At 66.9% G+C, this 24,905-nt stretch carries 23 protein-coding genes and 2 tRNA genes; 14 read left to right on the top strand and 11 right to left on the bottom strand.

Annotation, left to right across the window (positions count from 1 at the left end; all coding sequences use genetic code 11):
- The first annotated feature begins 45 nt into the window (after positions 1-45).
- The 5 genes from JT689_RS01990 (at position 46) to JT689_RS02010 (ending at position 3,238) form a co-directional block, all read left to right on the top strand.
- A tRNA-Asn gene (locus JT689_RS01990) sits at positions 46-118 on the top strand.
- Positions 119-207: 89 nt separating this feature from the next.
- Positions 208-316, top strand: a tRNA-Ile gene (locus JT689_RS01995).
- 295 nt (positions 317-611) lie between these two features.
- Positions 612-1,064 carry a hypothetical protein gene (locus tag JT689_RS02000; RefSeq protein WP_205251361.1) on the top strand — a complete coding sequence of 151 codons (453 nt, stop codon included), beginning with the start codon at positions 612-614 and terminating at the stop codon, positions 1,062-1,064.
- Positions 1,065-2,795: an ABC transporter ATP-binding protein gene (locus JT689_RS02005; protein WP_205251362.1), complete on the top strand. Its 1,731-nt coding sequence runs from the start codon at positions 1,065-1,067 to the stop codon at positions 2,793-2,795.
- Positions 2,795-3,238 (top strand): hypothetical protein, encoded by a 444-nt coding sequence (locus JT689_RS02010; RefSeq protein ID WP_205251363.1) that lies wholly within the window; start codon positions 2,795-2,797, stop codon positions 3,236-3,238. The genes JT689_RS02005 and JT689_RS02010 overlap by 1 nt, the downstream gene beginning before the upstream one ends.
- Positions 3,239-3,718: 480 nt before the next feature.
- On the opposite strand, the gene JT689_RS02015 is transcribed toward JT689_RS02010, so the two are convergent.
- Positions 3,719-4,129 (bottom strand): hypothetical protein, encoded by a 411-nt coding sequence (locus tag JT689_RS02015; RefSeq protein WP_229373387.1) that lies wholly within the window; start codon positions 4,127-4,129, stop codon positions 3,719-3,721.
- A gap of 149 nt (positions 4,130-4,278) precedes the next feature.
- Complete coding sequence (locus tag JT689_RS02020) at positions 4,279-4,683, bottom strand: helix-turn-helix domain-containing protein (protein WP_205251364.1); 405 nt, start codon at positions 4,681-4,683, stop codon at positions 4,279-4,281.
- A 343-nt stretch (positions 4,684-5,026) separates the two neighbouring features.
- Between JT689_RS02020 and JT689_RS02025 the strand changes: the two genes are divergently transcribed.
- Together JT689_RS02025 and JT689_RS02030 are read left to right on the top strand one after the other, a co-directional pair.
- Positions 5,027-5,464: a DUF302 domain-containing protein gene (locus JT689_RS02025; RefSeq protein ID WP_205251365.1), complete on the top strand. Its 438-nt coding sequence runs from the start codon at positions 5,027-5,029 to the stop codon at positions 5,462-5,464.
- Between the two features lie 465 nt (positions 5,465-5,929).
- Positions 5,930-6,166, top strand: a complete 237-nt coding sequence (locus JT689_RS02030) for a hypothetical protein (protein ID WP_010902060.1) — start codon at positions 5,930-5,932, stop codon at positions 6,164-6,166.
- A 4-nt stretch (positions 6,167-6,170) separates the two neighbouring features.
- Here the strand turns inward: JT689_RS02030 and JT689_RS02035 are convergent, their stop codons facing one another.
- Positions 6,171-6,599, bottom strand: a complete 429-nt coding sequence (locus JT689_RS02035; protein ID WP_012289104.1) for a CopG family ribbon-helix-helix protein — start codon at positions 6,597-6,599, stop codon at positions 6,171-6,173.
- A 66-nt stretch (positions 6,600-6,665) separates the two neighbouring features.
- On the bottom strand, positions 6,666-6,869 hold the full coding sequence (locus JT689_RS02040; RefSeq protein WP_205251366.1) for a hypothetical protein: 204 nt from the start codon (positions 6,867-6,869) through the stop codon (positions 6,666-6,668).
- Between the two features lie 144 nt (positions 6,870-7,013).
- Here JT689_RS02040 and JT689_RS02045 point away from each other — a divergent pair, with 144 nt between their 5' ends.
- A complete protein-coding gene (locus tag JT689_RS02045) occupies positions 7,014-9,287 on the top strand; it encodes a cation-translocating P-type ATPase (RefSeq protein WP_205251367.1) in 2,274 nt (757 codons plus the stop codon).
- A gap of 14 nt (positions 9,288-9,301) precedes the next feature.
- Here JT689_RS02045 and JT689_RS02050 read toward each other — a convergent pair whose 3' ends face one another.
- The 5 genes from JT689_RS02050 to JT689_RS02070 all read right to left on the bottom strand — a co-directional run bounded on the left by JT689_RS02050 (position 9,302) and on the right by JT689_RS02070 (position 13,988).
- Positions 9,302-9,973: a cytochrome c biogenesis protein CcdA gene (locus tag JT689_RS02050; RefSeq protein WP_205251368.1), complete on the bottom strand. Its 672-nt coding sequence runs from the start codon at positions 9,971-9,973 to the stop codon at positions 9,302-9,304.
- On the bottom strand, positions 9,970-10,503 hold the full coding sequence (locus tag JT689_RS02055; RefSeq protein WP_205251369.1) for a TlpA disulfide reductase family protein: 534 nt from the start codon (positions 10,501-10,503) through the stop codon (positions 9,970-9,972). The genes JT689_RS02050 and JT689_RS02055 overlap by 4 nt, the downstream gene beginning before the upstream one ends.
- Entirely contained in the window at positions 10,500-11,168 is a 669-nt protein-coding gene (locus tag JT689_RS02060; RefSeq protein ID WP_010902066.1) for an SCO family protein, read from the bottom strand. Before JT689_RS02060 ends, JT689_RS02055 begins: the two co-directional genes overlap by 4 nt.
- Positions 11,169-11,423: 255 nt before the next feature.
- Complete coding sequence (locus JT689_RS02065) at positions 11,424-12,512, bottom strand: rod shape-determining protein (protein WP_010902067.1); 1,089 nt, start codon at positions 12,510-12,512, stop codon at positions 11,424-11,426.
- A gap of 78 nt (positions 12,513-12,590) precedes the next feature.
- Positions 12,591-13,988, bottom strand: a complete 1,398-nt coding sequence (locus JT689_RS02070) for an NAD(P)/FAD-dependent oxidoreductase (RefSeq protein WP_205251370.1) — start codon at positions 13,986-13,988, stop codon at positions 12,591-12,593.
- Between the two features lie 115 nt (positions 13,989-14,103).
- Here JT689_RS02070 and JT689_RS02075 point away from each other — a divergent pair, with 115 nt between their 5' ends.
- Together JT689_RS02075 and JT689_RS02080 are read left to right on the top strand one after the other, a co-directional pair.
- Entirely contained in the window at positions 14,104-14,802 is a 699-nt protein-coding gene (locus JT689_RS02075) for a helix-turn-helix domain-containing protein (protein ID WP_010902069.1), read from the top strand.
- 93 nt (positions 14,803-14,895) lie between these two features.
- On the top strand, positions 14,896-16,128 hold the full coding sequence (locus JT689_RS02080; protein ID WP_205251371.1) for an MFS transporter: 1,233 nt from the start codon (positions 14,896-14,898) through the stop codon (positions 16,126-16,128).
- 20 nt (positions 16,129-16,148) lie between these two features.
- On the opposite strand, the gene kdgK1 is transcribed toward JT689_RS02080, so the two are convergent.
- A complete protein-coding gene (gene kdgK1, locus JT689_RS02085; RefSeq protein ID WP_205251372.1) occupies positions 16,149-17,105 on the bottom strand; it encodes a bifunctional 2-dehydro-3-deoxygluconokinase/2-dehydro-3-deoxygalactonokinase in 957 nt (318 codons plus the stop codon).
- 23 nt (positions 17,106-17,128) lie between these two features.
- On the bottom strand, positions 17,129-19,111 hold the full coding sequence (gene mutL / locus JT689_RS02090) for a DNA mismatch repair endonuclease MutL (protein ID WP_205251373.1): 1,983 nt from the start codon (positions 19,109-19,111) through the stop codon (positions 17,129-17,131).
- A gap of 117 nt (positions 19,112-19,228) precedes the next feature.
- Here mutL and JT689_RS02095 point away from each other — a divergent pair, with 117 nt between their 5' ends.
- The 4 genes from JT689_RS02095 to JT689_RS02110 all read left to right on the top strand — a co-directional run bounded on the left by JT689_RS02095 (position 19,229) and on the right by JT689_RS02110 (position 24,892).
- Positions 19,229-21,691: a bacterio-opsin activator domain-containing protein gene (locus JT689_RS02095; protein ID WP_205251374.1), complete on the top strand. Its 2,463-nt coding sequence runs from the start codon at positions 19,229-19,231 to the stop codon at positions 21,689-21,691.
- 76 nt (positions 21,692-21,767) lie between these two features.
- Positions 21,768-21,914, top strand: a complete 147-nt coding sequence (locus JT689_RS02100) for a rubrerythrin-like domain-containing protein (protein WP_012289109.1) — start codon at positions 21,768-21,770, stop codon at positions 21,912-21,914.
- Between the two features lie 3 nt (positions 21,915-21,917).
- Entirely contained in the window at positions 21,918-23,207 is a 1,290-nt protein-coding gene (gdhB, locus tag JT689_RS02105; RefSeq protein ID WP_205251375.1) for a glutamate dehydrogenase GdhB, read from the top strand.
- A gap of 68 nt (positions 23,208-23,275) precedes the next feature.
- Positions 23,276-24,892 carry an AMP-binding protein gene (locus JT689_RS02110; RefSeq protein WP_205251376.1) on the top strand — a complete coding sequence of 539 codons (1,617 nt, stop codon included), beginning with the start codon at positions 23,276-23,278 and terminating at the stop codon, positions 24,890-24,892.
- Positions 24,893-24,905: the final 13 nt, after the last annotated feature.

A 24,905-nucleotide genomic window follows, 5' to 3' on the forward strand; every position in this document is an offset into this window, starting at 1 on the left:
GAAACGAAAGCCATTTCAAAATCCCCGGGTTACGATAGGGTGCGAGCCGCCATAGCTCAGTTGGTAGAGCACGTGGTTGTTACCCACGTTGTCCCAGGTTCGAGCCCTGGTGGCGGCGTCACTTCCTCTTCGATCCGTGCCAGCCAGCTCGTACGCCGACTAGTGTTCGATACCCTAAAGACACTCCCGGTGGTAGCCATCGCCAGCGGGCCCTTAGCTTAGTCCGGTTCAAAGCCCCCGGCTCATACCAGTGCCGTCGCATGCGGCGGCGCTGTGGGACACCGGGTGAGCGGTGGTTCAAATCCGCCAGGGCCCATCCATTTCCCCGACGGGGTGATTCGCTGGGAATCGGGCGTGATCTACCTGCTCGCCGCAGCCTCGACCAGCTCGCCGGACACGCGACCGGTGATATATGGACACGAGGGTCGCCGATCCGTGTGCACATCTTGGAATCAAATTCTGAGCGCGTGAAACTCCCTGCGGTTCTCTGAGAAATACTTAGAAGCTGATGAGCGTGCTCTCGGACAGGAATAATAAACTGGCAAACATAGAACTCGGATAGTGTGTCTCTAATCCGAATCATAACACAGGCCGGGCCTGGCGGGACCGTCGTGACGATCCTTAGCTACTTGATTGGAAATTACTGGTTTCCGGATATTGCCAGAAACGAGTTAGTGCTGGCAGCAGCGGTTTTCGGATTCCTATTTGCGCTCATATTGAACTTGCTCAGCAAGCAGGCAATAGCATTTATCTCGTTTCCATTTATTCTCCGTGCGAAGAGAGACATTGAGGAAAAGAATAGTCAAGGGCAGTTCTATTTTGACAATGAGGATAAGAAAGACCATTTCGACAAGTTTGACCGCCAAGTCTTCCAATACACCTGCATATTTTATTCTGGGGTGATTGTTACCATTGCACTCGTGGTCCATGCAATTCTGTTAGTAGGGCAACGGGAAACACTCGGCCTGCTCGCAGCCGCTGCCCTCTCTGCTGCAGTACTATGTGTGTTACCAGCTATAAAAATCAGAAAGATTATTCTAATGACTCCAGTAATGTTTGACTAGATGAAATTAAACGAACTTCACTCTCGGGAGTTTGCAAAAGATGAGTACAAAGGATTCGAGCACACGAATATTGCGGGAGAAAATCTGCTAATTCAAGGCGGTAATCGAACCGGGAAGACCCTAACATTCAACGCAATTCTATACAATCTTCTCGGCGCACAAGAGACGATTGACCTGTCCACTGGACGGAACAATAACGTGAGTCTTGAATTCACCGACGGCGTTGAGTTCCGCCGAGGCAAGTTGGGTGCGAGGTTCAGAGACGGCGATATCGAAAAGAGTGACGACGAAGCACAGGAAGAACTTGCGGAGTGGCTAGCGGAAGATCTGTCTACGGAGGTCACGAGTACGGATCTAATTAAAACCCATTTCGTCCATACCCATATCGACCGAATGCCCCTTTCTCGGCTTTCGGAAGATGATAGGCTAAACCACGTCCGGTCTGCGGTTGACCAAGATACCCAGGAGAGCATTGAGGAGACTGAAAAAGAAATTTCCCAACTGGAGGAACGGATTACAGAGATTGAGGGGAGTTTGCGTCGGAAACGTGAAGATATGGCCGAGCGTGAGAACAACCTTCGTAGCAGCGAAAATCAATTAGAGAAGTACCAGCGAATAGGAGAACTTGCAGAGTCAGGTGAGCTTGAAGACATCATTGAAATAATAGAGTCCGACGAAGCACTTCAAGAAAACCTCTCGAAAATATCGAAGAAGCAAGATTTTCTTCAGCAAAAGAAGAGAAGTAAGCAGAAAAATAAAAGACAGTGGGAACGTTACCGAGAATCGGAGCGGAATGAGATCATCGCTGAAGCGGTCAACGACTTCGTTTGCCCTGCCTGTAGCGGCCATGTCGATCCGGAATTGGCTAAGAAACGCTTGGGGTATCGGTGCCCATTCTGTGCCGTTGACGGGCGCCATGATGACATAGAGGCAGATGTTGATGAGAAAATTAGCCACTCTGAGGAAGAGTTGGAAGAAATTGAGGGCGCCCTGGAGCAGATCAAATCTGAGCTTGAAGAGGTCAACGAAGACATCGCCGACATTCGGGAACAGCAACCTGAGCTTGGCGACATTGACGGCCGGATTGAACGAGTCATCCGGAATAACGAGTACGACCTCTCCAGTATCGTTGAAGAAACCGAAAGGGAGCTAGAGCGCTATCAGACGGGCATTGAGGAAGCCGAGGAGACAATCTCAGAGCGAGAAACCGAGATTGAGGAACTAGAAAACGAATTGGAGTCTTCGGAGGAGCGTCTGCAAGAGGCTCAGGACGAGGTTGAAGAAATGCGGAGAGAGAGCATTAATGCCGAGATAAACGAGTTCTCCGATGAGTGGCAGGCGGTTTTCGAGGAAATGGCCGGTGAGATCGGACTGGAAATCCAGATGACACAGGATGGGGAAATCGAGATTCCTGGATCTGAAGGACCTCGAAAGTACGATCGCGCAGGAGACCTAAGCGACGCAGAAATCTTCTTCATGAACATCTCGTTTGCAGTTGCGTACAATCGCTTTGTCCGGGAGGCTGGAGCGACTGAGTGGTCGATAATCGTTTGCGACGAACCCTTCTCGAACCTCGACACGGAAGGCCGGGAGAATCTCCTTGATTTTGTCCAGACGTGCGACGAGCAGTTCATCTGCACCTCCTCCAGGGAAGAGATGTTGGAGGAATTCCCGAAGACGGGACAGCTAACTCGGCAGCAGATTCAGGCATCTCTCGGGAGGTACGCATAATGAAAGACGAAGAGGCGAAGCACCATCCACACCTCCTCATGCTCAATGAGTTCGATGGAGAAATTGATGGGGAACTGAAGTACCAGAAGATTCTTTACAAGTATCGAGTGAACGCACTCGAAGAAGAAGACTGGGGATTTGCGAGGGAACGCTGGGGCCCAACCGATCCAGGATTCACAGAGATCATGCAGTCACTAGATGATCTTGACCTCGCGGAGCTGGAAGAGGACGACCGGATGCACATCTTTCGACTCACAAACTCTGGCGAGAAAGTAGCAGATGGGCTCAAACGCGGACTCAATAAGTTAGATCCCGGGTTTAGCCTTCGAGCTCAGACGATTCTGGGCATCGCTGAATCCGACAAGGACCGCTCCGGGTCGGAAATCGTCGAAGACGAGGTTGTGCAAGAGGCGAAAGAGGAAACAGAGCAGTCACAAGTGTAGGATGACGCAATAATACTTTGCGTCTGCCCCGTCAGGATATCTGTGAGATCTCTCTTCAGGGACGGTTTCCGCTGTGGCATGGACGGACGGTGCGGTGTGAATCTTGGCGATTTGGATCCCGACTGTGACGATCTCGGAATGCATACTGTTCACTAACCGAACGAGGACTGTCCGCTGAAGAACGATGACAACGGCGAGCGATAGGTTGCGCTCACTGAGTCCGTTGTGTAGGTGGTCGGTGACCACATCGAGTTACGTCGATAGACGCAGATAGACGAGTACGACCGTCAGCCACTGTTTACGACGACCGAGGGCCGAGCGACCGCCTCCACGCTTCGAGACAAGATTGGTCCCACGCCTACACGCTCGTTTCAAGCAGTCGGGCGACACGGAGCCCAACCCAGGCGACGCCGTTTGGGTCCCCTCGTTGACTCCCGGTATTCGAGCCACACTGCCGACTCCGGTCGCTGCCAGGACCGCTCACACGAGCGGTCGCGGCGCGATCATCCCGACGAACTCCCCGATCAGGGACCGGACCACGTACTCGATGCTTCCCGCGATGATCGTGAAGAACCCAAGAGCGGGGAACACGGCCAACAGCGGGTCCGACGATTGGGCGCCGAGGAACAGCCCGATCACCACCGCCACGACGTAGCTAGCGCCGAGCATCGGCGTTAACACTGACTGGTCGATGAACAGATAACACGAGAGACCCACGGTAGTCCCGGCTCCGAGCCCGAACGCGACGAGCGTGGCGACGAGATAGACCGGCTGCTTGAACGTGATGGAGACATCGGACACCAGAATCCCGGCGATGCACGCGACCGCAGAGACAACACCGAGACCGATCGCGAGGTATCGCCGCTCGCCTGTGGAGAAGCCAGAACTCATAATCTATCCATCACCAACCGGCAAAATAACGCTTGTGGTGGTGGTCGATCTGTGGTTCCGGGGCACTCGATCAGCCCACGCCAGCAGTTCGTCGCGGGGCGGCAATCAGTTCACGATCGGGCGGCAGCGCAGCCACTGGTGGGGCGCGCTCAGCCTTCGATGGACTGCACGCCGGCGTCCGTGCGGTCGTATTTGGTTTCGAACTCTTGGATGAGCTGGCCCATTTTGGCGTACCAGTCGTTGAGCAGTCGCTGCATGTCGTCCGCGATCTCGGCGGGATCGGTCGGCTCGTAGACGTGATAGTAGCCGCCTTGGTCGTAGTTGATCTGTTCTTTCTGGATGAGTCCCGCGCTGAGGAGGCGTTGAACCGCGCGGTAGGCCGTCGAGCGCTCGCGGTCCACGCGTTCGGCGATGTCGTCGACTGTCAGTGCGTCGCTCGTGGTGACGAGCGCTTGGAACACGCCCTTATCGAGCTGTTTGAGGCCGTGGAAACACTCCAAGAGCCCGTCACAGGTCATGTCGTGGCGGAGTTGTTCAGCCATCGAATCTGGCATTGGCGTTGGGTTCCTCTAGCCGGTTCGACACCAAAAGATTTGTGTAAACTCTATACAATTCCCGGCGCGGGCCGGCGCACACAACCCCGCGATCGGGGCTGTAGCCGTCCGGCACTGGCTCCGTCCGGGTGTCTCGACTCGCCGGCTCCAGTCGGCGTGCTGTACCGCCGTACCCGTTCGCCTGGCGCGGTGTCGCCGCGGCGCTACCCGCCGCCCCGGGTGTGCGCTATGGAGACAATATTCTCGGCTGGTGTGAGTCGGTTGTTTCGCTCGCTGAGGTGTCGGGCGCGCGGTGCTTGTTCTCGCCACCGTTTTGTCCGGCCTGGTCGATACACCACACGGAATGCTTCCCATCGACCCGGCCGCCATCGACCCCGCTGACATCGGCGAACAGCAGGCGACACTGGAGCTGTCCCACGAGGACGCCATCGAGCACGTCCGGGACGTATTCACGGATGCCGGCTTCGGTGTCCCCGTGGAGTTTTCGCCCGCGGAACTACTCAACGAGAAGATCGACGCCGACCGCGACCCCTACTACGTGCTGGGCGCGTGTCACCCCGACGTGGCCGATCGCGCCCTCGACGCGACCGACAACCGCTTGGGCGCGTTGATGCCGTGTAACGTGGTGATCTGGGCAGAATCGCCCGGCCGCCAGCGGGTCTATCACGTCTCGATCATGCGCATCGCGCGACTCCTCGGGATGGCTACCGACGACAGCGAGATGCAGGACATCGTCGCCACCACGGGGGAGATGGTGGACGAAGCGTTCGACCGGTTGTAACATCCCGGCCGGCGGTCAGCCGGTCCGTGGATCGGCGTTCGACTGCCCTGTGCGTTCCGGGGCACTTGCAGCGCCAGAGAACGCCGACACTGATTTATGTGGCTTCCCGTGCTCGTGTCGATCGTGAGGCTTCGAACGTGCGTGCAGTGGGGGTGTCGGCAATCCACATCGCAGCGTTCGGTCTCACAGTCTCTCCTCTCTCCCTCCACCCTTCACACGCTGCAGCGGTGCAGCGGTGGTGACGTGCTCGCGGTTGGGCCCGCGAGCACGATGCCGTCAGTTGACGCCCCGTCGGCCCTCCACGCGTAAGGAGTTACGGCATTGCTGTGGCCGTCGCTCCACGCAGTTCCACAGCCGTTGTCGACGGCCCAGCGTGTCGCTTCGCTTGTGGCGGTTCCTGTCGCCCACCGATTTCGACAGACGTGGTAGGCCAGTTTTATTATCGTCGAAGTACTGCCGTCGGATATGAGCACGCAACGTGACGAGCAGTCAGCTGGCGTCGTGTCATCGGTTCGTGCCATCGACTCGAACCGTCGGAAGCTCGTCTACCTCTATCTCGCGACCCAGGGTGGGGCAACGTTGGACGACCTCAAAGCCGACCTCGAGTTGCCGTTGCTCACGCTCCTTCGTGTCCTCCCGGACCTCCAGGACAACGGCTTGGTCGCTGAGGAAGACGGGCGCTGGATCGCCCAACACACGTAGCGCGTCAGCTCACGTCAGCCAGCCCCCCGAACTCGTCAACCGGAAGCACGGAGTAATCGATGGTCAGTGTGTCCTTGGTCGCGCGGATCTTCCCGACGAACGTCGAGATGGACTCCAGTGACCCCTCCAGCACGAACAGCTCCATGCAGTGGTGACCGCCGACGTGGCTGTGGAAGTTCGACGCCACCAACCCCTCGTGTTCGTGGCGCAGGTGCATCATCTTCTCCTCGACGGTCGTCGTCTCGTAATCGAAGACCACAGTGACCACGCCCATCAGCTCCCGCCCCTCCAGTTTCTTGTCCTCGAACTCGCCGAGCAGGTTTCGGCTGGCCTCCCGGACGACCTCGCTGCGACCGGTGTATCCGTGATCGTCCGCGAAGTCGTCGAGTCGCTCGAGCAGCTCTTCGGGCATCGAGACGCTGACAACGCTCATATAACAACCCAGTCCGCACTCAGTATTAAAAAATACCATTCAAGCCGCGTTTGACGGTCCACGTTGCTAACACAGCGTGCCCGAACGAACGTGGGCGTCGCACGCGAACAGCGCGTATCCGACCGCGGCCGCGGAACGTCCGCTCTCGTTCGCGATGTCACGGATCGGGCGGGTCATCGCCACGCAGTCGGCGGTGTCGAAGCGCTCCTGTCGCCCCTCGATGCGTCCGTTGCGCTCGGTTCCCCGCGATGAACGCCGCCATGTGGGCACGCTGGTGGCGGCCGGTGATCCCCGTGCCGCCGCGGCTCAACCTCCTAATTAATAACTCAATCGGATTTTTCTGTTAACTCTGATTAACTCAACCCGGGTAGATAGCAGTAGCGTTCATAACCGTCCGGAACGTACCAGTTCGCAATGTCTTCACGCGATCACCCGCCCGGCGACGGCCTGGTCGAGTTGCGCCTCGACGTGCCCGGGATGGACTGCTCGTCGTGCGCCGGCAGCGTCGCGGACGCCCTCGACGCCACCGCCGGCGTCACCGCCCACGAAGAACAGCCGACGACGGGCTCCGTCGTCGTCACGCTCGACGAAAGCACGGCCACCACGCCGGACGTCGTGGCCGCCGTTGAGGCCGCCGGCTACGACGTCACCGGAACCGACGGCGACCGAGACACCTCCCGGGCGGACGTCTGGACCAGCCCTCGCGCCCTCCAAACCGCGGTCGGCGGCGTGTTCCTGCTCGCCGGACTGGCGTTGCGGTTCTTCGTCGGTGACGCGAACGTCGTGTTGGGGGTGGTCGCCGGCACCAGCCTGCACGCCGCCGACGTCGCGTTCCTCGTCGCGGTCGCGGCCGGTGGCTTCGAGACGCTTCGCAACGGCGCGCGCTCGGCCCGCGACCGCCGCATGGACATCGACTTCCTGATGTCGATCGCCATCCTCGGCGCGCTCACCGCCAGCTTCGCGTTCGGAAAGCCGCTGTACTTCGAGGCCGCGACGCTCGCGGTCCTGTTCAGCATCGCGGAACTGCTTGAGGGGTACGCCATGGACCGCGCCCGCCAGTCGCTGCGCGAGCTCATGGCGCTGTCTCCCGACGAAGCGACGATCATCGATCCCGACGGCACCGAGACGACGGTCCCGGCCGACACGGTTTCGATCGGCGACCGCGTCGCGGTGCGGCCGGGCGAAAAGATCCCGGCCGACGGCGTCGTCGTTGACGGGGACAGCGCCGTCGACCAGTCGCCCGTGACTGGTGAATCCGTCCCCGAAAGCAAGCAGCCGGGCGACGAGGTGTACGCCGGCACCGTCAACGAGACGGGGTATCTCGAAGTCGAAGTCACCGCCGCCCCGGGCGACGACACGCTGTCCCGCATCGTCGAACTCGTCGAAGACGCCCAGTCGAATCAGACCGACCGCGAGCAGTTCGTCGAACGCTTCGCCGCCAAGTACACGCCTGCCGTCGTCGCGCTCGCGGTGCTCACGACGCTTGGATCGCCGTTCGTGCTCGGTGTGTCCTGGCCGACTGCGGTCGTCCACGGGCTGACGCTGCTCGTGCTCGCGTGCCCGTGTGCGTTCGTCATCTCGACGCCGGTGTCAGTCGTGTCGGCCATCACGAGCGCGGCCAACCACGGCGTGCTCGTCAAGGGCGGCACCCACCTCGAAGCCATGGCCGACGTCGACGTCGTCGCCTTCGATAAGACCGGCACGCTGACCGCGGGCGACCTTGCGGTCACCGACGTCCGCGGGCTCAACGGGCACCGCGAGCGCGACGTGCTGGCGTGCGCTCGCGGCCTGGAAGCCCGCAGCGAACACCCCATCGCGGACGCCATCGTGGACGCCGCCGACGAAGCCGGCGTCGACGCGCCGTCGGTCACGGACTTCGACAGCGTCACCGGCCAGGGGGTGCGCGCCACGCTCGACGGCCAACCGCATTTCGCCGGGAAGCCCGCGCTGTTCGAGGAACACGGCGTCGACCTGTCCCACGTGCACGCGACCACTGACGGCGGCCTGCGGGCGGCCCAGCCCGACTGCGAGCACGCCGACTGCCTGGATCTCCGGGCCGACACGATCCCCGACCTCCAGGCCGCCGGCAAGACGGTGGTGTTGGTGGGCACCGCGGACGCGTTGCTCGGCGTGATCGCGGTCGGTGACACGGTGCGGGCGGGCGCAGCCGACACCGTCTCCAGGCTCCGCGAGCACGGCGTCGCTCGGACCGTGATGCTGACCGGGGACAACGAGCGCACCGCGCGCGCCGTCGGCGACGAGGTCGGCGTCGACGCGGTGTACGCCGACTGCCTCCCCGCGGAGAAAGCCAGCGTCGTTGCGGACCTCCAGGACGAACACGGCGACGTGGCGATGGTCGGCGACGGCATCAACGACGCGCCCGCGCTGGCGGCTGCCACAGTCGGCATCGCCATGGGGGCGGCGGGCACCGACACCGCGATCGAGACGGCGGACGTGGCGCTGCTGGGGGACGCCATCACGACGCTGCCGTACCTCTACGAGCTGGCCGGGGACACGAACACGGTCATCCGCCAGAACATCTGGGCGAGCCTCGGCCTGAAAGCCGCGCTCGCGGTTGGGGTGCCGTTCGGCCTGGTGCCGATCTGGCTGGCGGTGCTCGCTGGCGACGCCGGCATGACGCTTGGGGTCACCGGCAACGCCCTCCGGCTGGGCCGCATCTCGCCGTAGCCGCCGGCCCAGCGCTACAGGCCGATGCCGACCGCCGACACCTGCCCGAGCCCAACGACGATCTGGCCCACCCCCGCGGCCACCATGACCACGCCCGCGGCGCGCTCGATGGATTCGGTGTACGCGCCGAGCTCGCGCCACGCGTCGACACCCGCGCCCGCAAGCAGCGTCACGCCGACCAGGGGCGCGGCCACGCCCGCGGCGTACACGCCGAGCACGGTCACCGCGCCGGGCAGCGGGTGTTCGACTGCCTGCCCGATGACGCCGATGAACACCGGCACCACACAGCCCGCCGCGGCCAGCGCGTACACGCCACCGAACACGCCGAACCCGACCACCGACGCGGGACGCTCGGGGAGCACGACGGTGATCCGGGGGCCGCGCCCGGCCGCTGTGAGCACGCCGACCACCACCAGCCCCAGTCCGATCAGGGGCTCGACTGCGGGCAGCGCCGCCTTGACCGGCTGACCGGCCGCGAGCACCACGCCGGCGACAGCTCCAAGCGTGGTGATCGCGCCCACGGCGGCGGCGGCGGCGGCCGCCACCACCGCGATGTCGCTGTCGCGCTCGGTCACGTAGTAGCCGACGTACCCCGGCAGCAGGGGGAACGCGCAGGGCGCAAAGAACGTCGTGACGCCCGCGCCCGCGGCGAACGCCGCCGCGCCGCCCAACGGGAGCGCACTCATGTGACTGTGTCGAGGCGCTCGCGCAGCGTGGCCGCGGACGCGACCCCGCTGTGCGTGGCGACGATCTCGCCGTCGGCGTCGGTGATGGCGACGAACGGCAGGGCGTTCGCGCCGAAGGCGGCGAGCACGCCGCTCCCGGGGTCGACGCCGAGCGTCCACTCGCCGCCGTTGGCAGTCCACCAGTCGGCCAGATCGCCGCGGGTGAGCGTGTCGCCGACGCGCTCGTTGGTCACCGACACGAACGACACGTCCGGGTAGTCGCCCCGAACCGCGCGCATCGCCGCGAGCTGTTCGTCACACCGCGCACACCACGTTGCGAACAGGTCCACGACCGTCGGGGCGTCCGGGCTGGGGACCTGCGCTGTCCCCGCCGTCGATCCCGGCGCGTCCAGGGTCTCGACTGTTCGCGGAAGACCGCCGCTGGCGGCGTCTTCGTCGCCGGGCGAGGGGACGCCGTTGCGGGCCACCCAGACGCTGGCGCCGGTCAACCCACTGCCCGCCAGCGCGGCCAGCACCCGCCGCCGGTTCACGCTTGCCTCACCGTCTCCAGGTCCGCGATGAGCTGCTGCTCGTCCGGCGACTTCGACCGGTACGTCCGCTCCACGTAGCCGTCGGCGTTAACGAGCACGGTCAGCGCCGCGTGTGAGAACATGTACTGCGCCATGTCCTCTGGGTGTGTGCGCTTGAACGTCACGCCGAAGTCGTCGGTCACCACGGCTTTCGCGCGGTCGACGCCCGCCGGCCGCAGGAACGTCCAGTTGTCGGCGTCGGTGTCGACGTGCATCCGCTCGCCGTACGACGCCAGGCGGTCGGCGGTGTCGCGCTCGGGGTCGAAGGTCACAGGCCGCAACGCGATGTCGTCGGCGTAGCCGTTGTTCGCGGCGTGGGTCTGGATGTTCCGGAGCGTCGACACCAACACCGGACAGACGGTCTGGCAGTGGCTGTAGAAGAACGTGTACAACGCCGGGGTCTCGGTCTCCCGGGTCGACACCGTGGCGTCCCCGAGCGCCGCCGGAACCGTGGCGTCGGGGACGCGCTCGCCCCAGGCGGGATACGGGAGCGCGCTGGCGTCGTACTCGTGGTCGGGCTCGGGCAGTACGGTCGGTGTGTCGTCGCCGCCCAGGACACCGAGGCAGCCGGCGGTTCCGGCGGCCGCGGCACTCCCGACCAGCGACAGGTAGGTGCGTCGGCGCATTGGTGCGTGTCAGTGGCTGTGGGGCCACGCTGCGGGCACGCCCCGGGCGCTCTGACACACTCGGGGCTGTCTGTCCGGACTTCGGCCGCCACGTTGTTATGGACCCCGATCCGTGCGGGGGAGTCTCAGACACGGTTCCGGTGGACGACCGGCGACAGTCTGACAAGACATTTATCCGCCGGGAACACAGGCAGAACCGCCGGGTAGGGGTACCCGAGTTTTTTGCGCCCGCCGACGCCAGTCCCAGCGACCGCGCTAGTACTCCCCGAGATCGACCAATCGCTCGGCGATCCGGTGTGCGCCGCGCGCCGCCGCGGTCTCCGGCTCGTCGGCGGTCGTCGCCTCGACCTCGCGGTCGATCTCCTCGCCCAGCCGGGTCTCGAACTCCGAGACGATGCCCGGAATGCAGCCCATCCCGCCGGTCAGCACGATCGGGTTGTCAAGCGCCTGCTGGTAGATCTTCACGTAGTCGCTGGCGAGATCCGGCAGGAAGACGTTCGCCACCTCGTCGACGGCCGCGTCCACGAACTCGTCGACGGCGTCCATCACGGCGTCCTCGATGGTGAACTCGTAGGTGCCGCCGCCGGGCTGCTGGATGATGTCGCTGAACGGCTCGTAGTCGTTGAAATCGGCGTGTTGCTCCTTGTACTCCCGGGCCGTCGTGAGGTCGATGTTCACGCGCCCCTGGGTTTCCTCCTCGACGTAGTTGGCGATCCGGCGGTCGACCTCGGTGCCCGTGATCGCGCCCGTCGAGAACGGCGCGAGCTGCTCGCCGCGGCGGTACGCGCACGCCTCCAGGTTCGTCGACCCCATGTTGATCGCGACGAACGTGTCCTCGATGGCGTCGAGGCCGTCGCCCAGCGCGGGCACGGCCCCGCACAGGCTTTCGGGGTACGACGCGATGCGGCGCTCGCCCACCGGCCCGTCCTCGATGATCTCCGCGAGCCGGTCGAGGCCCGCCTCGTTGTCGATGGTGGGGATCGCGTACACCACCACCGAATCCGTGTCCAGGCCGTTCGCTGACGCGAACTCCTCGAAGAACCGCTTGGCCAGACCCGTGGTCTCCTCGTCCTCGGGCAGCCCCGAGCGCAACATGAACCGGACGCGGTCGGGATACTCCGTGGCGGCTTCCGCCCCGTAGATGACGTGTTCCTCGCCGGTGAGCGCGTCGTCGTAGGTCGCCAGACAGGTCAACGTCTGTGTCACGGACGGACTGTCGGCGTCGTCCTCGGCGACCACGGTGCGCGTGCTCCCGACTTTGACACCGAGCGGCGCTGGCTGCTCGCCGAACTCCATGTCGGCCGTCGACTCCCCGCCGCTGTCGTCCTCGGTATCGTCGGACATGTAGGCCCGTTGAATGGGCCGGGTGAAAACTCTTGTTCCTCCCCGTCTGACGCCTGCAATCAACGCGTCGGCTCCCGGCTACAGCTCGGCCGCGGCGTCCCCGAACAGCCCGTCGAGCACCTCCGGCGTCGTCGGGTGATACGCGCGATCCGGGATCTCACGCACGTCCATCCCGGCGGCCAACACCACCTGCATGGTCTTCGCCATCACGTCGGCGTGATAATGCAGGCCGTGGTATCCCAGGACGGTCCCGTCGTCGGCGTCGACCACGAGGCGCGCCGCGCCGCGCGCGGCGTCTTTGGTCTTGAACACGCCGTCGCTTGACGCGTCGCGCTGACTCGTCACCACGTCGTGCCCGGCGGCCCGTGCCGCCTCGGCGGTCAACCCCAGCGACGCGAACGGGAACACGCCCAGCCCCGAAAACATCACCTGGTGTGAGAACGGGTCGTACGTCTCCAAGTCACCCCCACGCTCGACGGCCAGCGCGTTCCGGCCGGCCGCGTACCCCTCCTCTTTGGCGTTGTGCAGCAGCATGCGCTCGCCCATGGCGTCACCCACCACGAACACGTGGTCGTCGTCGCGGGCCTGCATCGTCGCCGGATCCACCCACTCCGGATCTGGGGTGAGGCGTGTCTCCTCGATCCCCGCCGGATACGACGGCGTCCGCCCGGTGAACAGGAACAGCTGCTCGCCCGCCGCGGTCGTCCCGTCGTCGAGGCGGACCCGCACGCCGCCGTCGTCGGTCTCCTCGACGGCCTCCTCCCTGACCTCGGTGCGGATGTCGACGTCGAACTCCTCGCGGTACTGGGCGAGGATCTCCTCGCCGAACACCGGATGGAACGAGTCCAGGGGGCGGTCGTCGTGTTCGATCACGGTGAGGTCCATATCGGCGGCCTCCGAGAGGTACGGCACCAGCTCCACGCCCACGTACCCGAACCCCATGACGACGCCCGAATCAGGGAACTCGGTGGCGTCGAGCACGTCCCGGCTGCCCATCCAGTCGGTGTCCGCGATCCCGGGCAGATCGGGCACGTTCAGCGCCGACCCCGTGCCGAGCACGACGTAGTCGGCCTCGATGCGCTCGCCGTCGACGACCAGCGTGCGGTCGTCGACGAACCGTGCGGTGTCGTGGTGGAACGTGACGTGCTCGCGCTCGGCCATGTCGTGGACGGCCGCCCGCCGGTGCTCCGCGAACCCCAACACGTGGTCGTCTTTGGTGTCCACGACCGCGTCCAAGTCGACGTCCGGCACTGCACCCGTGAGGCGGTCGTCGTGGCGCGCCTGGTAGCGGTGTGCGCCCGCCGACAACACTTCCTTCGACGGCATACACCCCCGGAGGATGCAGAGCCCACCGCCCGGCTCGCCGTCGTCGATCAGCGTCAAGGTGACGTCCTCGTCGACCAGTTCCTCGGCGGCAGCCACGCCCGCGCTGCCGTACGCGCCGACGATCACGACGTGTGGTTGCTCGGTAGTCATACCCGTACATCACCGGGCCGCACCCAAAGGGGTTGGCCCCCGCGCGGCGCTCGCCGGCATCACCGTCAGCACACCGTCACTAACTGTAAGTCACTGGGCCAGCTATACACATAGGATGCGTGACGTGACCCTGCGGGTGCGCAACCACGGCGCGCCGGCAAGCGACGTGAGCGCCGACTACCCCGCGGTGACGGTGCGCGCGGTCTCCTCGCTGCCCGGCAGCGACGGCGACCGCAGCCGCATCCTGGCCGTTCGCGGCCCCGGGGACCACGTCCAGGGGTTCCTGGACACAGTCGCCGCCGCCGACCCGGTGCGCTCGGTCGACGCGTGGTCCGGCCGCGACGCCGACCACGTCTTCGTCGCAGTCACCCACGACACCACCGACTGGCGGTCCGTCACGGCCCACCTCGCCGACCACGGCATCCACCACCGCGGCGGCTCGGTCGTTCGCGCCGGCTGGGAACACTGGACGCTGTACCTTCCGGACGGCGATCCCGACCCCACGGAGGCCGTGGCGGCGATCGAAGCCGCCGGCAGCGACGCCGAACTCGTCGCCGCGGCCAGCGTCGAAGCGGGTGCCGGCGGCGAGCACTTCGCGGTCTCCCGGATGTTGGACGCGCTCACCGACCGCCAGCGGGAGGTCCTCGCGCTCGCCACGCGCATGGGCTACTACGACGAAGCGGCGACCGTGCGCGTCGCGGACATCGCCGACGAGATCGGGCTCGCCGACACCACCACCTGGGAGCACCTCTCGCGCGCCGAGGAAACGGTGATGGCCGAAGTGGGCGCGCACCTCGCAGCCCGCGGCCACTGACACGCCCCGGAATCAGCAGGCATACCGGTGCGCCCGCTGTTCGGTCCAGCATGCACCCGCCCGCGCAGCCCAGCCGCCAGCCGGTGACGCCGAATGCCCGACGCTGATCACGCCGCCCGGGCGCGCGCCCACCTCGGGTTCTCCCGGTGGTGGCTCGTGCTCGCGGCGGCCGCCATGATGGCGGTCGTCGGCCCCTACCAGTACGTCTGGAGCAGCCTCCGCGAGCCGGTGGCTCGCCACCTCGGCATCGAGGCGGCCGCGCTCTCGACGGTGTTCACGCTGTTCGTCGTCGTGCAGGCCGGCAGCCAGTTCCCGGTCGGCTGGTGGCGCGACCGCCACGGCCCCCGCGGGGTCGCCGTCGTCGCCGCGTTCCTCGCCGGCGGCGGCTACCTCGGGCTGTCCGTCGCCCGAACCGTCTGGCAGCTCTACCTCGCGTACGCGCTGGGCGCGCTGGGCGTCGGCATCGTCTACACCGTCGCCGTCAACACCGCGCTCAAGTGGTTCCCGGACCGCCGCGGGCTCACCGCCGGCGCCGGCACGATGGCGTTCGCCGCCGGCAGCGCCGCCCTCGTCCCCTACGTCCGTGCGAACACCGGCCCCGCGCTGCCCGCGGACGCCTACGTCGGCGTCCTCCGGACGCTCGGCGTGCTGGTGTTCGTCGTCGTGCTCGGCGGCGCGCTCGTGCTCCGCGATCCGCCGGCGGGGTGGCGGTCGGCCGGCGACACCGCCGCCCACACCGGCCCCCAGTTCAGCTGGCGGGAGCTGATCCACACGTGGCAGTTCTGGCTCATGTACGTCGTGTTCGTCGCCGTCTCCGGGGCCGGCCTGATGCTCACCGAGAAGGTCGTCTCCTACGCCACCCACCTCGGGCTGGCCGGCGGCATCGCCACCGCCGCCGCCACACTGCTGCCGCTTGCTGGGGGCGTCGGCCGCCTCGTCGTCGGGGGCGTCAGCGACCGCGTCGACCGCACGACCGCGATGGCGGCGACGTTCACGGCCGTCGGCGTCGGCCTGTTCGCCGTCGCGTTCTTCGGCGTCCGCGGCGACGGCGTGGGGTTCGTCGTGGCCGTCGTCGCCGCGACGTTCTTCTGGAGCCCCCAGTACACGCTGTTCCCGAGCGTCGTCGGCGACTACTACGGCGAACAGCACTCCAGCGCGAACTACGCCCTCCTGTACTCGGGGAAGGTGTGGGGTGGCGTCTTCGGCGGCACTGTCACGGGCGCGCTCGTCGGCTCGCTCGGCTGGACCGAGACGTTCCTGCTCGGTGGCGTCCTCGCCGCCGTCGCGGGCGGGGCGACCCTCCTGCTGTCGCCGCCGAACGGGTGACGCGGCGGCGACAGCCACCGCTACCGGTCGATTCCGCCGTGCTCGTCGGCCAGCACCGATTCGACGTCCGCGCGCGTGACGAGCGCCACGTCGCCGGGGATCGTGCGCTTCAGCGCGGCCGTCGCGGCCCCCCACGCCAGCGCGTCCTCGACGTCCCCGCCGTCGACGCGCGCGGCGAGGTAGCCGCCGACGAACGCGTCCCCGGTGCCGATCGGGTCGTAGGTCTCCGTCTCGAAGACGGGCTGCGTGACCGTGGTGGCGTTGCGCACCGCCAGCGCGCCGGCCTCGCCGCGCGTGAGGACGACAGTGCCGAACGCGAACTCGTCGGCCAACCCCCTGGCGATGGCGTCGGCGTCCCCCGTTCTGTCCAGCACGCCGCGGGCGTCGCGCTCGGCGACGAACAGCACGTCCACGTCCGGGAACAGCCCCTCCAGCGTGTCGCGGGCTTCCTCGTGGCTCCAGAGCCCACGCCGGTAGTTCACGTCGAGGGTTGCGGTCGTCCCTGTCTCCTGGGCGAGTTCGAGCAGGTCCGCGGTCGTCGCCGCGAGTGTTTCGGAGAGCGCGGGCGTGATGCCCGACGTGTGGAGGTAGCCGGCGCGCTCGACGAACGCGGGTGCCAGTTCGTCGGCGGTCGCCGTCGTCACGGCGGCGTCCCGGCGGTCGTAGTGTACGCTCGTCCCGCGTGGCTCCCCGCCCTGTTCGAGGAAGTACAGCCCCTGGCGGAGGTCGTCGCGGTCGGTCCACGTGACCTCCGGCGTGGTACCCTGCGCGCGCAGCGTCGCCGCCACCTTCCGCCCGAGCGGCGACGCCGGGAGCTTCGACAGCCACGCCGTCTCCGCGCCGAGGCGGCCGGCGGTCACGGCGACGTTGCTCTCCGCGCCCGCCACGCGCACGTCCATCCGGTCGGCCGCCTCGATGCGCTCGTGGCCCGGCGGCGACAGCCGCAGCATCGTCTCTCCGAACGTCACCACGTCCATACGCGGCGTACGCGCGCCGGGGCTTAGTTCCCGGCGTCCTCGCGCCGCCGGCCGGCGTGCCCGGGGTAGTCGCGCTCGAAGCGCGCGGCGAGCTCGTCGCCGTCGACCTCGACGATCGTCGGCCGGCCGTGCGGGCACGCGTAGGGGTTCTCGCAGGCGTCCAGCGCGTCCAGCAACGCCACGACCGACCCCTCGGCCAGTGACGTGTTGCCCTTGATCGCGGGCGAGCACGCCAGATCAGCCAGCACGGCGTCGGCGGCGTCCGCGACCGGCGTCCCGTCGGCGTCCGCGAGGAACGACGAGAGCGCGTCCCGCGCGAGCTCGGCGTCGAGCGCGTCCGCGAGGACCGCCGGCACCGCGGTCACGCGCGCCATCCGCCCGGCGAGCTCGGCGTCGAAGCCAAGTTCGCGGAGGCCGCCGAGCGCCGCCTCGAAGACGGCTGCCTCGCCGGCCGTCAGCTCCAGTTCGGCCGGCGCGACGAGCGCCTGCGACGCGCCGTCAACGCGGGCCTGTAGGCGCTCGTAGTGCACGCGTTCGTCGGCCGCGTGCTGGTCGACGAGGACGAGGCCGTCGCCGGCCTCGGCGACGACGTACGTGTCGTGGAGCTGCCCGAGCACGCGCAGGTCCGGGAGGCTGTCGCGCTCCGGGGGCGTGTCCCCGTCGTCCGCCCCCGCCCCGCCTGCTCCGGTCGGCAGCCGGGCGTTCTCGGCGGGCGCGTCGAAGCGCCCCGTCCGGGACTCGCTGCCGGAACCCGGTCGCTCGCGTGTGCCGTCCGTCGACGCGGCGCTATCGGCCGCCTCGTCGCCGCTGCCGCCGGTTTCGAACGCGGACGCCGGCGACTCGCTGGTCGCACCGGACGCCGCTGTCCTCTGCCCGTTTCCGTCGCTCCGGCCCGCAGCGTTCCCACCCCCGGCGGCCCCAGCGTCTCTGTCGGTCGGCGAGTGTTCGGGCGAAATCTCGGCGTCGCCGGGCTTCGACGCGCCCCGGGGCGCGCCCGCCCGCACGAGTCCCGCGTCCAACAGGGCGTCCCGAACCCCCGCCTCGACGGCGGCTTTCACGCCGGCCTCGTCCTCGAAGCGGACTTCCAGCTTCCGGGGGTGGACGTTCGCGTCGACGCCCTCGCAGTCCACGAACAGCACCGCAAACGGGTAACGGTCGGGCGCGAGCTGGTCGCCGTAGCCGTCGAGGACTGCCTCCCGGAGCACGGCGTCCGTGACCGCGCGCCCGTTCACGAACGTCGCGAGGTACTCCCGGGTCGAGCGCGTGACCTCCGGGTCCGAGACGTAGCCGTGGACGCGCTCGACGCTGTCCGCCGCTGGGGCGGCGTCCACGGTGCGCAGCGACTGCGCGACCTCCCGGCCGTAGACGGCGAGCGCGGCGTCCTGCACGTCACCGGTGCCCGTGGTCGCAAACACCTCCCGGCCGTCGTGGGTCAGCGACACCGCCACGTCCGGGTTCGCCAGCGCGTACCGGGTGACCGCGCGGTTCACGTGCCCGAACTCGGTCGCGGCGCGCTTGAGGTATTTCCGACGGGCGGGGGTCTCCCCGAACAGGTCGGTCACCTCGACGGTCGTGCCTGCGGGGTGGCCGGCCGGCGCCACGCTTCCCGCGTCGCCGTGGTCGACGGTGATGCGCGCGCCCGTATCGCCGGCGTTCCGGGGTCGCGTCGTCACGGTCAGCTCCGCCACCGAGCCGATGGTGTACAACGCCTCCCCCCGGAACCCCAGCGTCCCCACGCCGTCCAGCCCGCTGGCGTCGTCGAGTTTGCTCGTGGTGTGCTGGCGGACCGCCATCCGGAGGTCGTCGCCGGTCATCCCGCGGCCGTCGTCGGCCACGACGATCCGGTCGGTGCCGCCGGCGTCAACGCTCACGTCCACGCTTGCTGCGCCCGCGTCGAGGCTGTTCTCCACCAACTCCTTGACGACGCTGGCCGGCCGCTCGACCACCTCGCCGGCCGCGATCCGCGCGACCGTCGCGTCGTCGAGCGCTCGGATGCGGTCAGTCATCGACGCTCCCGCGGTCGTTCGCGCGCTCGATCCTCATATCCGGCCGCACGCGCGGCTGCCGTATCAATGCCGCGTCGGCAGCTAGACTTTTCGGCCCGTGGCTGCTGGCCCACAGTGATGGTGTCCGACGACCACCAGCCGGTTTCCGCGCCGGTGTTCAACGATCCGGATCGCTTTGTCGCCGTGGTGGACGCCGACGGCGTGGTGCTTTCGGCGAACGACGCTGCGGCGGACGCGGCCACCACCCCCGCCGCAGCACTCCAGGGACGCCGACTCTGGGGGCTGCCATGGGCGAACCCCGCTGCCACCCGCCACGAGGTCCAGCGTGCCGTTCGTGCCGCCGCTAACGACGAGTACGCGAGCTTTGACGCCGCCTTCGAGACGCAACGCACGCCCGCTGCCAGCGGCCGCGACGCCGAGCCGTCCGTTCAGTGGGCGTTCCGCGTGCAGCCGGTCCCAAACGACGACCGGCTTGTCGTTCAGGGCGACGTGCGCCGGGAACGCGAGCAGCTCGCCGAAGAACTGCGGGCGTCCGAGGAACTCCACCGCGTCACGTTGAACAACATGACCGACACCGTCCTCGTGACTGATGACGACGGAACGTTCACGTACGTCTGCCCGAACGCGCACTACATTTTCGGCTACACGGCCGAGGAAATCCGTGCGTTCGGAACCATCGACGAGCTCCTCGGGTGCGATCCCGTGGGCGGTGACTCGCTGTCCCGGAACGGCGTCGTGACGAACGTCGAGTGTACGGCAACGGACGCGAACGGCGACCAACACACGCTACTCGTGAACGTCCGTGAAGTCTCCATTCAGGGTGGGACGCGACTGTACAGCTGCCGGGATGTGACGACACGGAAACAACGGGAGGACGCACTCGCGCAACTCCAGGAGACGAGCCGCGATCTGCTGTATGCCGGGACCGCCACCGAGGCGGCGACTCGGGTCGTCGACGACGGGACGGCGGCGCTACCCGCCGGTGGCATCGCGGTCTACCGGTTCGATCGCCACGAAAACCGACTGTACCCGGTTGCGGCCGCCGACAACCTGGCGGCTGCTGTCGAAGACGCCGGCGAGTTGCGACTCGATGACCGTTCTCCTGTCGGCACGGCGTTCGTCGCGGACCGCGTGGTCGACTCCGGTGCCGAGGGGGAGTGGGATGCGGGGGTGGCTGCCGGGTTGGCCGAGTGGACGGCCCTCCCGATCGGCGACCACGGCGTGGTGCTCGCGGGGACGGATCGTGGGCGTTCCGACGACGCGTTGGGTGCTGTCGGGATCGAGATCGCGCGCCTCCTGGCGGCCACGCTTGAGGCGGCACTGGACCGCCTCGACCGGGAGGCCGAGCTCCGGGAGCGCGACCAGCGCTTGCAGGCACAGAACCGCCGCCTCTCCGAGATCAACCAGGTGAACGAGATCATCCGAGAGGTTGACGGCGCGCTCGTGGACGCTGACTCCCGAGCGGACATCGAAACCGCGGTCTGCGAGCGGCTCACTGCCGGCGACCGCTTTGCCTTCGCGTGGGTTGGTGACGCAACCGCGCACAACGACCACGTCACGCCACGGGCGTGGGCGGGCGATGCATCCAGCTACCTCGACGAAGCGGCGTTGTCACCGACTGCGTCAGGCGTCTCCGAGCCAGCCGTTCGAACGGCCGCCGACCGCTCAGTGACGCTAGTGCCGAACGTTGCCGACCGCCGCCGGGACGCCGACTGGCCGGCGGCCGCGCTCGCTCACGGGTTCAACTCGGTGTTGTCCGTGCCCTTAGTTTCAGACGACGTACTGTTCGGCACTGTCACGGTCTATGACACGGCCCCGAACGCGTTCAGCGAGACGGTGCGAGCGGTGTTCGCGGAACTCGGACAAACCGTCGGGGCGGCGATCAGCTCCGCACAGCGCAAGGCCGCGCTTGACGGCGATACCACCGTGGTGGTGACGTACGCAGTCCGCGACCAATCCTGGCTGCTCGGCCGACTGGCCGCCGACTTCGACTGCCAGCTCACCGTTGAAAGCGAGGTGGCCGGGAGCACGGGAGACACCCGCGTGGTGGTCAGCGTTGACGGTGCGGATCCGGACGCCGTGGTCGCCGGGGCAACGGCTCTTGTGGACGTGATCAGCGGTGATGTCGTCCAAGCTACCGGCGATAGTGGCGTGGTGAGCCTCTCCCTCCGGACGGGGTTGCGATCGCGCGCGCTCGCCGCCCAGGGGGTAACCCGACGCCAACTAACGGCCACTCCCGAGTCGGGGACCCTCGTGGCAGCCGCGCCCGACGCCGCAACGGCACGCGCTGCCGACAGCCTGCTCGCGGACGCGTTCGCGTCGGTGGACGTTACGGCCCGCCGCCGCCAGCAATCGAGCGCCGACGACGCGCAGGGTCCGTCGCTGACCGAGCGGCAGGTGGAGGTCGCACAGGTCGCCTACCACAGCGGCTTCTTCGATCCCTCACACGCCGTCAGTGGGGCGGTCGTCGCGGAGACGCTGGGGATCTCGAACACCGCGTTCTACGACCACGTCAACCGCATCGAATCGAAAGTCTTCGACGCGGTGTTCGACGACCCCGGCTGCAGTTGGGTTGAATAGTCCACCATGACTCGGCGCAGGACGGGTGACTATTCAGCTAGCATAGCTATTGGTGGACGGCCACTACGGAGATGCGATGGGACGAGACGCACCCACCGATCCGAACGCACAGGCCGCTTACGAGTGTCACATCTGTGGAGAAACCACCACCTCGGACACCCATCCGGGGGCGTGTCCGGACTGCGGGACAACCATGCGCAACCGGGCAACACCACTGGAGTGACCGATGGCCCAGACACCACCGCCGGAGTCCGCGCCCTCCACCGACAGCGAGCCCGAGACCGCCCTGGAGACCGCACGCCGCCAGCTGCAGGCGGCTGCCGAGCACGTCGACATCGCTGACGGCGTGATCGAGCGACTCACCCACCCTACGCGCGTGGTCCAGGTATCGGTGCCGGTCGAGCGCGACGACGGCACCGTCACGGTATACGACGGGTACCGTGCCCAACACGACGACGTACGCGGTCCATACAAAGGTGGGCTCCGCTACCACCCCGGTGTGAGCGCCGAGGAATGCGTCGGCCTCTCGATGTGGATGACTTGGAAGTGTGCCGTCATGGACCTGCCGTTCGGCGGCGCGAAAGGCGGCGTCGTTGTCGATCCGAAGACCCTCAGCGCCGACGAACACGAGCGACTGACACGGCGGTTCGCGGCGGAGCTCCGCGACGAGGTCGGTCCCAGCCAGGACATCCCCGCGCCGGACATGGGAACCGACGCACAGACGATGGCCTGGTTCATGGACGCCTACAGCATGCAACAGGGCGAGACTGTCCCGGGCGTCGTCACCGGGAAGCCGCCAGTTGCCGGTGGGAGCCACGGCCGCGCGGAGGCACCCGGCCGGAGCGTCGCCATCGCCACCAGGGAAGCGATCAACTACTACGACATCCCCATCGACGACGCGACCGTCGCCGTCCAGGGATACGGGAGCGTCGGAGCGAACGCTGCACTGCTGCTCGATGACTGGGGGGCACGCGTCGTCGCCGTCAGCGATGTCAACGGTGGCGTCCTCGACACTGATGGCCTCGATACACACGCGATTCCGTCGCACGGGAACCAGCCGGCGGCGGTGATGCGACACGACGCGCCGAACACACTCACCAACGAGGAGCTCCTCGAACTAGACGTCGATGTGGTGATCCCGGCTGCTGTCGGAAACGTAATCACCGCTGCCAACGCCGACCGCATTCAGGCCGACATCGTCGTTGAGGGGGCCAACGGCCCGACGACATCGGCCGCCGACCGAATCCTCGAGGAGCGCGCCGTGCCCGTGATCCCGGACATCCTCGCGAACGCCGGCGGGGTTACGGTGTCGTACTTCGAGTGGCTCCAGGACATCAACCGCCGGACGTGGTCGCCGGAGCGTGTTCGCGACGAACTCGAATCCGAGATGCTGTCCGCATGGAACTCCGTGCGCAGCGAGGTGGACGACGGAGACCTGAGCTGGCGGGACGCTGCCTACGTTGTCGCGCTGCAGCGCATCGGCCGTGCGAAGGAAGCCCGTGGGCTCTGGCCCTGATCTGCACGGCGTTGGGTGTGCCCACACCCCAAACAACTATCACGGACGTTTGTGATGATAGTGGTATCATGCATCGACCCCTCCTCGTCACCGACTTCATCGACCGCGCGCGCACCTACTACGGCGACGAAACCGCCGTCGTCGCCACCACCGGCCGGCGGTACACGTACAGCGAGCTCGCCGACCGCGCCGACCGCTTTTCGGCGGTCCTCCAGGCGGCCGGCATCGACAGCGGCGACCGCGTCGCCGTCCTCGACCCGAACACCCACTACCACCTCGAAGCCGCCTACGGCGCGATGCAGCTGGGGGCCATCCACACGCCACTGAACTACCGGCTCACGCCCGACGACTACGCGTACATCCTCGCCGACGCCGGCGCGGACGCCATCTACGCCGACGCCGCGTACGCCGACCGCGTCGACGCGGTCCGCGACCGGATCCCGACGACCACGTTCATCACCGACGACCCCGCCGCCGTCGACGGCGACTGGCAGGACGCCGACGCCCTGCTGGTCGACGCCGATCCCGACGACTACGACCGCCCCGATATGGCCGAGGACGACGTGATCACCATCAACTACACGTCCGGCACCACCGGGGACCCCAAGGGCGTCTGTCGCACCCACCGCAACGAAGTGGTGCACGCGCTGTTGTTGTCCACCCACCACACCATCACGGACACCGACACCTACCTCTGGACGCTGCCGATGTTCCACGCCAACGGCTGGGGGCACATCTTCGCCATCACGGGCGCTGGTGCCACCCACGTCTGCACGCGGGGCGTCGACGCCGCCAGCGTCTTCGATACCATCCAGGCCGAAGCCGTGTCGTACCTGTGTGCCGCCCCGACCGTCCTGAACATGCTCCTGGACTACCACGAGGCCCACGATGTCGCGGCCACTGGCGACGCCGACGTGCGGGTCGCCACCGCCGGCAGCGCGCCCCCGGAGGCGACGATCCGCGCCGTCGAATCGGCGCTCGACTGGTCGCTCATGCACGTCTACGGGGCCACCGAAACCGGCCCTCTGATCGCCACCTCCGACGCCGACCGACTGCTCGCCGCCGGGGACGGCAGCCGCGCCGCGATGCAGAAACGCCAGGGCATCGGCCTGTTGGGCACCGAACTGCGCGTCGTCGACGAGCACGGCAACGACGTCCCCCGCGACAACGAGACCATCGGCGAGATCGTCGTCTCCGGCAACCAGGTGATGGACCGCTACTGGAACAAGCCCGACGCCACCGAGCGGGCGTTCACTGATCGCGTTGACGGCTACTTCCACATGGGTGATTTCGCGGTGGTCGACGACACCGGCTTCGTCTCGATCCTGGACCGCAAAAAGGACATCATCATCTCCGGCGGCGAGAACATCTCCTCCATCGAACTGGAGGACACGCTCTTCGAGCACGACGCCGTCGGCGAGGTCGCCGTCGTACCCTCCCCCCACGACGACTGGGGTGAAACACCGAAGGCGTTCGTCGTCCCTACCTCCGGGGACCCCAACAACCCCGGCGTCACGGCCACCGCGCTCGTCGAGTACACCCGGGCGGAGCTGGCGTCGTTCAAGACGGTGCGGCGGGTCGAGTTCGTCGACGAACTCCCCACCACGGCCACCGGCAAAGTCCAGAAGTACGAGCTGCGCGCCGCGGAGTTCGCCGACGAGGAGTCGCTGGTCGGCCAGGGGTAACCCGGCGGCGGTG

The organism is Halobacterium sp. GSL-19 (genome assembly GCF_016917855.1).
Taxonomy (GTDB): domain Archaea; phylum Halobacteriota; class Halobacteria; order Halobacteriales; family Halobacteriaceae; genus Halobacterium; species Halobacterium salinarum.